The organism is Maribacter sp. MS6, from assembly GCF_056839185.1.
In genome coordinates this window covers 4165718-4178313 of sequence record NZ_CM166389.1, presented here as the reverse complement: position 1 = coordinate 4178313, position 12596 = coordinate 4165718, and the positions used below count along the sequence as shown (strand labels likewise).

The window sequence follows — 12596 nt, the reverse complement described above, 5'->3', positions numbered from 1 at the left end:
TTTTATTATCGCCACCAGTATCGTATTCATCTTATTGCATTCAACCGAATCAAAGCTATATACCCAATTAGCACTTACATTTTAATAGATTATAAATTAACCCTATTTTTGTAGGGTATTTAAAAGGTGTACCAAGCCAGCGTGTTTCCGTTATTGGTTTTCCTTCTAAGTTCAATTCACATGTCAAAATTACCCAAGGAACATCAATTCTTGGATTTATCGGATTACGGTAGACCTGCTGCAAGAGTTATTGCAAAATCATTGAAACATACTTCCTTTACGCCCATACATGTGACCATCATGTTCATAATTGCGGGTTTTATAGCGATTGCCTGTCTTTTGAACCAGTACTATTGGGCGACGCTATTTTTTCTTCTCTTAAAATCAGTTTTGGATGCCGCGGACGGAGAGCTCGCTAGAGAAAAGAAAACCCCTTCTCACACCGGTAGGTATTTGGATTCGGTTTCGGATATTATTTTAAACCTACTTATTCTTATCACAATTTGGCACGTAACCGATGGTTCCCTAAGTCTAACTTTAACTGCATTCTTTGGCATTCAATTACAAGGTACGTTGTATAATTATTACTATGTAATTCTTAGGAACAAGCACGACGGAGATACCACCAGTAGGGTTTTTGAAACAGATACACCTAAGGCTCTAAAGGGCGAGAGTCAGAAAAATGTGGACCTACTATTTTATTTATACACAATGCTGTACGGTGTTTTTGACCGCATCATCTATTCATTAGACCGAAAAGCTGCGCATAGCGAACACCTCCCACGGTGGTTCATGACCGCAGTATCTACCTTCGGACTCGGGTTTCAGTTATTAATCATCGGCTGTATGTTGGCTCTTGGTTTTGACCACTATATTATACCGTTCTTCATCGGTTATTCTGCCTTTATTTTCATCTTTATTGGGATAAGAAGGGTTATAAACCGGTAATTATTTTTACCTTCCCTCTATTCTTAATTGATACTATGAGGAACTATTTAACCAGCCAATTTTCTATCTTTTTAGCCTTATTATGCATTGTTAGTTGCGAGGTCGATAAAAAAACCACCTATGACCTACTTCTAAAAAATGGAAGTGTGATAGACTTGGAAACCGGTACTATTTCTGTTCAGAATATTTTGATTACAGACGGCAGAGTTACGAGTATAATCGCTACTGAGGACACTCAGAATATAATCGCCAAAGAAATTAGGGATGTGTCCAACAAATTTATCCTACCAGGCTTTTGGGATAATCATGTTCATTTTAGAGGTGGGGATTCCTTGATTAAAGCAAATAAAGATTTTCTTACATTATTTATGGCTAATGGAATCACTACAGTTAGGGATGCCGGTGGCGACCTTACCACTTCCGTAATGGAATGGAAAGACAGTATCGCCTCTGGGAAGCTCTTGGGACCTACCATCTTTACTTCTGGACCAAAAATAGATGGCCCAAATGGAACTTGGGCAGGTTCTTTGGAGGTGTCCGATAGTAATGATATTATCAAAGCACTGGATTCACTACAAAAAATTCCAGTGGACTTTGTAAAAATCTACGATAGCAAGATTAGTGGCGAAAACTATTTAAAAACAATAAAAGAGGCTGAAAAGCGCAATTTGATAAGCTCTGGCCACATGCCCTTTACGGTAACCTTGCATGAAACTATTTCCGCCGGTGTTGATGCCGTGGAGCATTTATATTACGTTATGAAAGGCTGTTCCTCCAACGAAAGGGAGATAACCGAACAATTAGCGAGAAAAGAAATCGGGTTTTGGGATGCCATGCCTTTACTCATGGAAAGCTATTCAGATTCTACCGCCCAACGTATGTTTACAAGGTTAAAAACCGAAGGAGTCTATGTTGTTCCCACACTACACATCGGGGAGACCTTAAGCTACTTAGATGAAGTTAATCATGAGAACGACCCCTATTTACACTATATGGACGATGGCATTATAAAAACCTATAACGGGCGCATACAGCGTGCCTTAAATGCAAGCGAACAACAGACGAAAGACCGTAAAGCTTTACAAGAATTTTTCGGTGGCCTTGCCAAATCCCTTCACAGTTCCGATGTTGGTTTATTAGCAGGATCTGACAGTGGAGCATATAACTCCTATACTTATCCCGGAATTTCGCTGCATAAAGAATTAGCGCAAATGGTAAGCATTGGAATATCGCCTTTAGAAGCAATTAGAACATCGGCATATAATGGTGCCAAATTCCTAAAAAAAGATAAGGACTATGGTAAAATATCCATAAATAAAATAGCGGACATTGTAGTGCTAAATGGAAATCCACTTGAAGATATTTCACAAACACAGAATATTCTAATGGTCGTTAAACAAGGGAAAGTCTGGGAGCAAAATGAACTTATCGAACGGTTAGAATCTTTAAGAAACGACAAAAAGTAAATAAACAAATGAATAAACTAGTACTACTAACTACCTTAATGGTTTTACAGCTATCGTATGCCCAAACCGTTTTACAGCCCAACCACGTATTTGATGGTACCGAGTTACATTCAGACTGGGTAGTTCTCGTGGAACGGAATAGCATTAGCTATGCAGGTCCGTTAAGTGGACTTAAAAAGCCAAAAAACGCAAAAACTCTTGTTCTTGCAGGAACCACTTTGATGCCCGGTATTATAGAAGGACATTCCCATTTGTTACTACATCCGTACAATGAAACTTCTTGGAACGATCAAGTATTGAAGGAATCACCTGTAGAACGGGCCATTAGAGGAACCATACATGCCCGTACCTCATTACTCGCTGGCATAACCACCATGCGTGACTTAGGTGCGGAAGGAGCAGGCTATACAGACGTATATCTTAAAAAAACCATAGATCAAGCGATTGTTCCTGGCCCAAGATTATTGGTAGCAGGACCGGCAATAGTTGCTACAGGTGCCTATGGTCCCAAGGGTTTTCATGACGGCGTAAGTGTTCCTTTAGGTGCAGAACCCGCCAGTGGGGTTTCTAATGTAATTGAGGCCGTTAGGCGACAATTGGGTAACGGAGCCGATCTAATCAAAATATATGCGGATTATCGTTGGACGCCGGGTGCTGCCTCCCAACCTACGTTTTTACAAGAAGAACTAGACGCCATGGTAGCCACAGCAACCAGTGCAGGCAAATATGCTGTAGCACACGCAAGCACCCCGGAAGGCATGAGGAGGGCAATCGCTGCGGGCGTAGAAACCATTGAACATGGTGATGGAGGTACCATGGAAATTTTTAAATCTATGAAAGAAAAAGGTATCGGTTACTGTCCTACCTTGGCAGCAGGAGATGCCATTACCCGTTATAGCGGTTGGAAAAGAGGTATAGAACCCGATCCGGAACGCATTTTGAAAAAGAAGGCCTCCTTTAAGCTCGCTTTAGAATCTGGTGTTCCTATTGTTTTCGGAGGTGATGTTGGTGTGTTTTCCCACGGAGAAAATTACAGGGAAATGGAATTAATGGTGGCATACGGCATGAAACCTTTGGATGTCCTTATGGCAGCGACTTCGGGAAACGCTACTATGTTTCATTTGGATACCCTAGGACAATTAAAAAAAGGGTTTCTGGCGGATATTATCGCCGTGAAAGGTAACCCAGTAGAGAACATCTCAGCAATGAAAGAAGTAAGCTTTGTTATGAAGAATGGGATAATCTACAAAGACTAATACCTTTTAAATTATTCCATCTTATTCAGGTATGGCCGCCTCATAAGTTTGGCCCCTAAAAATTGCTATTCTACTATTTCATAATCAATACTTAGTTTTCGTAACGCACGTAAGGCAGAGCCAGAATTCTTGTCTTCTATCGCAACGGTAACAGCATCGCCTTCCAGTAGCATATACATAAGTTCGTTAGAAAGTGAATCATTACCGCCTAGCGAGATATCCGTAAGGCAAGTAACAATAGCTCTTTTATCCGGGCGTTGTGCATCGCATGACAATAAATTTAGTTTCATAGTAGCTATTTATTATAGCAAGGTACGGACTTTAAAGCTTTCTATTTCTGCTTCTAGTTTTTACCTCCGACGTACTATGGAACCACAGTTGCATAATGCTCCGATCCGAGATTTTCCTATTAAAGGAACAGTATACAGTGCCTAACAAGCAACCGCCGCCTACTCCAATTCTTTTAACAATACCTCAATAGAACGTTCCAGCTGCTCATCGCGACCTTTGGCTATTACTTCTGGCTGATTTTTGACCAAAATATCTGGATTAGTCTCATTGTTCTCCATCCACTCCCCTGCTTTGTTTTTGGCGCTTACAGGCACTACACCCCAAACACCACCATTCGGCAAACGTTCCCAACCGGCAAAACTGCAGGTACCTGGTACCGGCATCCCTACGGTCTTCCCTATTTTCAAATCCACATATCCGCTTGCAAAACAAGAGCCATCACTATACATGGATTCGTTAAACATTGCCAAGGTAGGCTTGGTCCAACGAGAGGTTGGCTCACCACCTACTTTTCTGTCTTCGGTTTCATAGGACAAAAAGGGAACTCCCGTAAAAAACATCGCTAAATCGGCCACTAAATCACCACCTCCATTAAACCGAGTATCTACGATTACTGCTTCGGCATCAATAAACTTACCCATCATACGGTCATATATGGTTCTATAAGGACCATCGCTCATTCCAGGGATATGCACATAACCAAGCTTTCCGTTACTCGTTTTAGCAACTTCGTCCTCGTTTTGTTTTACCCAACGCTTATATAATAATTTACTCTCGTCACCCAAGCCTATCGGCTTTACCGTGATTTGTTTTCGTTTCGCATCGGCATCCAAAATATCCAATAAAGTAAACTGACCTTCCATACGATTTAGGTAACTGGCAATATCTCTTGATGGCAAGACCGTTTCCCCATTAATCTTTTCGATAATCATTCCTGGCTTAAGGTCAAAACCAGCCTTGTCCAATGGCCCTCCTTTAAGTACCTCCAAAATCTTAATCCCGTTACCCTGATACGCATAATCTCGGAAAATACCCAACGACGCCGTTTTATCTCCATTTTTAATATCATCATTAAACCTTCCTCCGGCATGTGATACGTTTAATTCTCCCAATAATTCCGATAACAGTTCCGCGAATTCATAGGAATTCCCGATATGGGGTATGTACTTTTGATATTCTGTACGCATCATGTTCCAATCGATACCATGAAAATTCGAGGTATAAAAAATTCCGTTGGTACGCAACCAAACATGGTCGAACATATGTTGGCGTTCGGCATCTGCATCCAAAATCATTTCGGCGTTGATTTTTACCGGCTCGTTTTTTGCTGCCTTGGTATCAATTTTAGATATTTTGCCATCTGCCAATAAAAAGAGGTTTTCCTGTTTGGCATCCCAAGATAAACTTCCCGATTTTGCACCCAGTGTTACCAGCATCTTCGTACTTTTTGTTCGTATCTCCGTCTCCCATAAATTCAGGTCGTCTTCAAAACGGGTAATGTAGTATAGTTTTTCCCCATCCTTGGACAATACGGCATCACTAAGTCTAGAAGAATGTATGGTTAATCTGGCTTTACGCTCGCGTAGATTTTCCATATCAAACTTCAACGGCTTTACTGTTTCCTTTTCTTTGGTATCTTCCTTCTTCTTTTTCTTTTTGTCCGATACGTTGTCGGATTTCTCATCGTCCTTTTTATCGCCCTCTTCAATAAGTTTTAACAAATCATACTCCTCTTTGGACATATTAAATTTATCCCAATCATCTTGGGTTAAAAACATACTGTACACATCATATTCCGTGCTACCGCTGGTAGCATAACTTTTAAGTCCTTCTCTGTTGGCGAACCAAATCAATTGCTTTCCTTCATTTACCCATTTAGGAGCAATATCCGAATACCCGCTTTCCGTAAGGTTCATTCGAGTTTTACCATCGGCAGAAATTAGTAAAATTTCATTATTGCTCAACGTTACGCCCCAATCTACCAACAACCATTTACTATCCGGACTCCATTTATAGTTTTTATCTCCATCGGAAAAGTGATATAATTCATCCGGTGTTAACAAGGTAACGTCCGATTTTGTTTTTATATTTCTGATTTTCAAAGTTCTACGCCCTTCTATATAGGCCATAGATTCGCCATCAGGTGAGAATTCCGGAAGATATACATCTGTTTTTTTCGCTAACATAGTATCTTCTTTTATCAGCGTAGCCGCAAAGAAATAAGGTTCTTCAGACCTTGTCTTTGATGCTTTATATATGGTCCACTTACCACCTCTTTCACTCGCATAAGCCACAGATTTACCATCTGGTGTAAACTTCACAAAGCGCTCCTGCTCTGGCGTATTTGTAAGTCTTTTCGTTAGCGAACCATCTACAGAGGTAACAAATACCTCTCCCCTGCTAATGAAAGCAATTTCCTTACCGTTTGGTGCTATATCCATCTCCCGAACCCCACCATTCACACTTACATATTCCACTGTATTTTCTGCGTTTTGAGTCCGGATGATAATAGCTACTTTTTCTGGTTCGCCACCTTCTTTGAATCGATACAGCTCCCCATCATAACTAAATACCATCGTGTCGCCACCAATGCTTAAAAAACGAATGGGATGCGTCTTAAATTTAGTTAGCTGTTCAGTTTGTGAAGGATTATCCAAATTTAGTTTGTGAACATTATAAGACCCGCTAGATTCACTCAGGTAATACATACTTTGCTCATCGCTGGCATATACTGGATTTCTATCCTCTCCTTTGAACGTGGTAAGCATGCTATGTTGACCTGTTTCCATAGTGTATTTCCAGATATCTCTAGTAATGGCGGAAACATGGTGCTTTCTAAACGTATCTTCATATCCCTTTTTGTCATGATACAGCATTTCAGTGCCATTTTTATTGAACTGTACATCTTCCGCGGGAACGGTTAAAATCTGGTTTACCCTGCCTCCGGTTACCGCAACACTATATAATTCTGGCTGCCTACTGATGGGATATTGTCTATGTGAAACGGCATCTTGCCTAGCAGCACCAAATAAAACCGACATATTATCAACAGAAAAAGTGTATGGCATTTCATCTGTGCTATGAAAGGTCAATCGCTTTTCAGACCCACCTTTAGCGTCCATTGTAAATACATCAAAATTACCGAAGCGGTTAGAAGCAAAAGCCAATGATTTGCTATCCTTACTCCAAACTACACCATGGTCATGTGCCGTGTGAAACGTAAGTTGGTTGGCAACCCCTCCTTGGGTGGCCACACTGTAAATATCTCCTTTATAGGTAAACGCAATTGTAGTGCCATCTGGCGAAATAGCAGAATACCTTGCCCATTGCGGTGCTTCCTGAGCTTGGAGTGCAGTAACGAGCAGTATACAAATTGTGGTAAATAAATGGTTTCTCATTTCTTATTATGGTGAAAATTAAAAGTGACGGAAGATAGGTAATTGCTATTATAGTACAAAGAGGAAATGTATAAGTGGTTAACGGAATTAAAAACTAGTTGTCCCGCGTTAATTTATTAGTCCAAAACTTGTAATTTACATTTGAATCCAACTTAACCTGGCTTTTAGCAAAAAAGCTACATATAAGATGAAAAACGAACAAAACTATTGGACAGAACGCTATATCAATCTAAGTACCGGTTGGGATATAGGGTATCCCTCTACTCCTATTAAAGAATATATAGACCAACTTACAGACACATCCCTTCAACTATTAATACCGGGTGCCGGAAACGCCTATGAGGCGGAGTATCTATGGCGTAAAGGCTTTAAAAATGTAGTTGTTATCGATATTTCGGAATTTCCTTTGAATAATTTTAAAAAAAGAAATCCCGATTTTCCTGAAAATCAACTGGTACACGGAAATTTTTTCGAACATAAGGGCAATTACGATGTTATTATAGAACAGACCTTCTTTTGTTCCTTTGTTCCAACCGATGAAAACCGTTCAGCTTATGCAAAACAAATGGCATCACTCTTAAAACCTTTTGGAAAATTAGTAGGCCTTTGGTTCAATTTTCCACTAACAAACGATATGGAAAAACGACCTTTTGGAGGGGATAAAACACTTTATTTAAAGTATCTAGAACCCTATTTTAAAACCGTAATTTTTGAACCCTGCTATAATTCTATTACGCCAAGGCAGGGAAAAGAACTGTTTGGGCTATTTACCAAAAAATAATTTCTAGTCAATTTTCGGCGTCAGTACCCTCTTAACAACTGCAACCAATTGGTAGATTAAAAAGAAAATCAAACATAACATACTTCCAAACAGTATGGGAATCATAGCCCCAAAAGAAAATGCACTGCCAAAAACCCAGCCCAAAAAGTATTCTGACTTATATATAGGAAATACAAAAGCCAGTATGAAAATTAGACCCATAATGTAATCGGTAATGGCATTGCCATTCATAAAACTGACCGAAATGCTAACGGCAAATAGGATTCCACCTAAAAAACGTAGACCAATGCGTTGTAGCGATTCTTTATTTTCTGATTGATTAAGCCTTTCAGAAATACGAAACAATAAAAAATAAGTAAAGAAGGGCAACACAATAGCACCCCACCAATTTGGTATACCGGGCATATCTTTACTTTGTAAAATAAAATGTACAGGTATCCCTTCATGTGTATAATCCCATAAAACATGACCCCATATCAAAAGAGTGACTACGGTAGTTATTAAAATTCTTCCTTTTTGGGTCAATAGATTTTTCATTGGTTTTGATTTGATTGATGTACTCTTAGGACGTCAAGATTGACTATTTGTTACACTTTCCAACGACCAATAAAAAAACATGTTTCGTTAATCTGCAATTACTACTAGCGAATGAATAAATACCTATGGTATTGTTAACACCCTTTTAAGAAATACACCCCTTGCTTTTTCCTATATTAGGCGCCTAATAAACCTACCAAACAATGATAATGGAACTAATTCTTCCTATAGTTTTTTTTCAAAAATCTACTGCTCACAAACCTAATGAGGTAGCGTACAAGAAATAAAACAGCTCCGAACCTGGAGTTCAATTAAAAAACAAATAATTAAAAATCAACAATTTAAATACCAACAACTAATACATTAATTAAATGAAGTACATTTTACGATCCTTAGTTTTTCTTTTTAGCATTAGTGCCGCACTAGCACAGAATTTCGATATGAAATTGATGCAAGACCTGAAACCAAGAAATATTGGTCCGGGTGGCATGAGCGGCAGGGTTACGGCTATAGATGCCGTGCACTCGAATCCGGATATCATTTATGTGGGAACAGCCTCGGGCGGACTCTGGAAGTCTACCTCTGGAGGTGTAAAATGGGAGCCCATATTTGATAAGGAGCTTACCGCATCAATTGGTGCAGTGGCCATTCAACAATCCAACCCATCGGTTATATGGGTGGGGACGGGTGAAGGAAATCCGAGAAACAGCCTAAATGGTGGTTATGGCGTTTACCGCTCCTTAGATGGTGGTAAAAGTTGGAAATCCATGGGCTTGGAAAAAACAAGGCATATCCATCGTATAAAAATTGACCCCACTGACCCAAATACCATTTATGTGGGTGCCATTGGTTCACCATGGGGCGAACATCCAGAACGTGGTGTTTACAAAACAACCGACGGCGGTGAAACTTGGGAGAACATTCTGTTTGTGAATAACAAAACCGGAGTTGCAGATATGGTTATGGATCCAAACAATCCTAATAAATTAATCGTAGCAATGTGGGAACACAAACGCGAACCTTGGTTCTTTAATTCAGGTGGAAAAGGTAGCGGTATGTACATGACCCATGATGGTGGAAAAAATTGGAAACAACTAACGGAGGAAGACGGACTTCCCAAAGGTGACCTTGGCCGTATTGGTATTGCCATTGCTCCTGGTAAACCAGAGGTGGTCTACGCTTTAGTAGAAGCTAAAAAGAACGCCTTGTACAAATCTGAAGATGGTGGATTTAATTGGAAGATGATCAACAACAAAGCCGATATTGGAAATAGACCTTTTTATTATTCAGAAATCTATGTAGACCCTCAAAATGAAAATCGAGTCTACTCTGTATTTACCTATGTAAACGTTTCAGAAGACGGTGGTAAGAACTTCACAGAACTTATGCCAGCCTACAGAGCGAACAATGGCGTGCATCCAGACCATCATGCCTGGTGGATACATCCGGAGAACGGAAAGTTTATGATGGACGGTAACGATGGAGGAATGAACATTACAAGGGATGGTGGTAAATCATGGCGTTTTGTGGGTAACATTCCGGTTGCACAGTTCTATCATATTAACGTAGACAATGAATTTCCGTATAACGTATATGGCGGAATGCAGGATAATGGTTCCTGGAGAGGTCCCGCCTATGTTTGGCGAGATCAAGGAATTCGTAACAGTTACTGGCAGGAAATAAGTTTTGGTGATGGTTTTGATGTTGTACCGGATTTAGACAATTCACAATTTGGATATACGATGAGTCAGCAAGGAAGTGTGTCGCGCTATGACCATATTACAGGTAATAATTACACCGTACGCCCTACGCCACCGGACGCCGAAACCAAACTTCGGTTTAATTGGAACTCGGCTATTGGTCAAGACCCATTTGACAATAGTACCGCTTATTTTGGGAGTCAGTTTGTGCACAAAACAACGGACAAAGGCCTTACTTGGGATATTATTTCTCCAGATTTGACCACGAACGACCCTGAAAAACAAAAACAAAGTGAAAGTGGCGGATTAAGTATGGATGCCACCGGAGCTGAAAATCATACTACTATTTTGGTGATAGAACCTTCACCAGTGGAAAAAGATATGCTTTGGGTAGGTACGGATGATGGAAAAGTGCACTATACACAAAACGGAGGAGCCAACTGGACAGAGGTGACCCAAAACATAAAAGGACTTCCTGTAGGCAGCTGGATTCCACAAATAAAAGCTTCCAACAAAAACAAAGGGGAAGCACTTTTGATTGCCAACGACTATAGAAGATTCAACTATACCCCTTATGCGTACCGCACCAAAAACTACGGTAAAACTTGGGAACGGATTGTAGATTCAAATGATGTCCAAAGCTATACATTAAGTATTGTGGAAGATTTAGAAAATCCGAATCTACTATTCTTAGGAACGGATGACGGACTTTATGTTTCATTGGATGGTGCAGCTAACTGGCAAAAATGGACAGAAGGTTTCCCTACTGTTTCTACCAAAGATTTGGTCATACACCCTAGAGAATACGATTTAGTGATTGGTACCTTTGGCCGCGCCGCTTGGGTATTGGATGATATTCGTCCGCTTAGGTCACTGGCAGCAGACAATACATTACTTCAAAAGGATGCCAAACTATTCTCGCCGCCTACCGCGTATCAAGCAGCTTATCAGCAACCTACAGGGAGTCGGTTTGGTGCAGATGCGATGTATAATGCCGAAAACAAAAAAGAAGGCGCCATGATCACCTACTTTTTAAAAGAAGGAAAAAAGAAAAAAGAAAAATCGGATTCTGATACAAGTCCGGCAGCAGAAAAAGGTGAGGAAGAAAACGACAGCGACCCAAAAGAATCAATGAATGAAACCAAGGAAAAGCTGACCGGAGTACAGAAAAAGGATTCCGTACAATTCGATTTTTATGACGGAGATCGTTTAATACGCACTTTAAAATTCAAGACACCAGAAAAAGCAGGTTTTCATCGAATCTATTGGAGAATGGATGAAAAAGGTCCGGATAGGCCTTCAAGAACAATCCAGAAAAACAAAAGAGAATCTGGTGGTATGGATGTAAAGCCAGGAACCTATACGATAAAAATGAGTTTTGGAGACGTAACGGACGAGACTACGATTACGGTAAAAACCGACCCTAGACTACCTGTGAATCTGGTTGCTATAACCGAAGTCTATGAAACTGGCAAAAGCATCGAAAAAATGAGCCAGACGGCAGCAGATGCCGTAAAACAGCTTGTGGAGAGTAAAATGGTTGCCGAGAAATATAGCAAGGACCTAAAAACACTGGACGAGAAGAAATACAAAGAACAAATTAAGGCGTCTAAGGATATGGTAAAACAGGTAGATTCTGTGATTGCCTTGTACTTGGGTACTGTGGATAAACGACAAGGCATAACCCGTAATCCTGAAATTACCGTTATGCAACGCATTGGGAGTGCCCGCTATTACACCAATACCAGAAAAACAGGTATCACCAAAACAGAACGCGACCTTATAAAATATGCGGAGGCGGATCTTAAAAGTGCCTTAGATAAAACCAATTCGTTTTTTACCAATGATTGGAAAACGTATAGGGAAACAATAGAGAAACTAGATAGTTCTCCTTTCAAGGAAACGAAAACCTTTTCTTTTAAGTAGCGAATAAACTACAGTCCAGCAGAAAATAGAATTACTGCGGATATTCTTAATAGATTCTTTATGAGACGGCTCTAGTATATAGTTCAGCTATATATTAGAGCTGTTTCAGTAAGAGTTTGTACCAACAGTATTAATCTGGAGCTAAAGACCACCCATAAGCCCTTCCGCACTGCTGCAATTTATTAAAAGCCTATTATCGAATCGGTTTTTAAAAATTACCGGATAATGAACACAATCGTTGGATATATTAAAGGAGGAATCACCGAACACTTAACTGTTGGCAAAACTAAATA

The 12596-nt window shown here is 40.0% G+C and carries 8 protein-coding genes; 5 read left to right on the top strand and 3 right to left on the bottom strand.

All coding sequences use genetic code 11. The annotated features are described in order from the left end of the window. The first annotated feature begins 180 nt into the window (after positions 1 to 180). From MS6x_RS18230 to MS6x_RS18220, 3 genes are read left to right on the top strand one after another with little or no spacing between them, the layout of a single operon-like run. Complete coding sequence (locus MS6x_RS18230; protein WP_482604103.1) at positions 181 to 948, top strand: CDP-alcohol phosphatidyltransferase family protein; 768 nt, start codon at positions 181 to 183, stop codon at positions 946 to 948. A gap of 35 nt (positions 949 to 983) precedes the next feature. Then, entirely contained in the window at positions 984 to 2414 is a 1431-nt protein-coding gene (locus MS6x_RS18225) for an amidohydrolase family protein (protein WP_482604101.1), read from the top strand. Between the two features lie 8 nt (positions 2415 to 2422). Then, on the top strand, positions 2423 to 3670 hold the full coding sequence (locus MS6x_RS18220; RefSeq protein ID WP_482604099.1) for a metal-dependent hydrolase family protein: 1248 nt from the start codon (positions 2423 to 2425) through the stop codon (positions 3668 to 3670). Between the two features lie 65 nt (positions 3671 to 3735). Here the strand turns inward: MS6x_RS18220 and MS6x_RS18215 are convergent, their stop codons facing one another. Both MS6x_RS18215 and MS6x_RS18210 read right to left on the bottom strand, forming a co-directional pair. After that, a complete protein-coding gene (locus MS6x_RS18215) occupies positions 3736 to 3960 on the bottom strand; it encodes a hypothetical protein (protein ID WP_482604098.1) in 225 nt (74 codons plus the stop codon). Between the two features lie 159 nt (positions 3961 to 4119). Next, on the bottom strand, positions 4120 to 7359 hold the full coding sequence (locus MS6x_RS18210) for a S41 family peptidase (RefSeq protein ID WP_482604097.1): 3240 nt from the start codon (positions 7357 to 7359) through the stop codon (positions 4120 to 4122). A gap of 187 nt (positions 7360 to 7546) precedes the next feature. On the opposite strand from MS6x_RS18210, the gene MS6x_RS18205 reads away from it, so the two are divergent. Beyond that, entirely contained in the window at positions 7547 to 8140 is a 594-nt protein-coding gene (locus MS6x_RS18205) for a methyltransferase domain-containing protein (RefSeq protein WP_482604095.1), read from the top strand. Positions 8141 to 8143: 3 nt separating this feature from the next. On the opposite strand, the gene MS6x_RS18200 is transcribed toward MS6x_RS18205, so the two are convergent. Then, on the bottom strand, positions 8144 to 8677 hold the full coding sequence (locus MS6x_RS18200; protein WP_482604094.1) for a hypothetical protein: 534 nt from the start codon (positions 8675 to 8677) through the stop codon (positions 8144 to 8146). A 371-nt stretch (positions 8678 to 9048) separates the two neighbouring features. Here MS6x_RS18200 and MS6x_RS18195 point away from each other — a divergent pair, with 371 nt between their 5' ends. After that, complete coding sequence (locus MS6x_RS18195) at positions 9049 to 12303, top strand: WD40/YVTN/BNR-like repeat-containing protein (protein WP_482604092.1); 3255 nt, start codon at positions 9049 to 9051, stop codon at positions 12301 to 12303. The last annotated feature ends 293 nt before the right edge of the window (positions 12304 to 12596 follow it).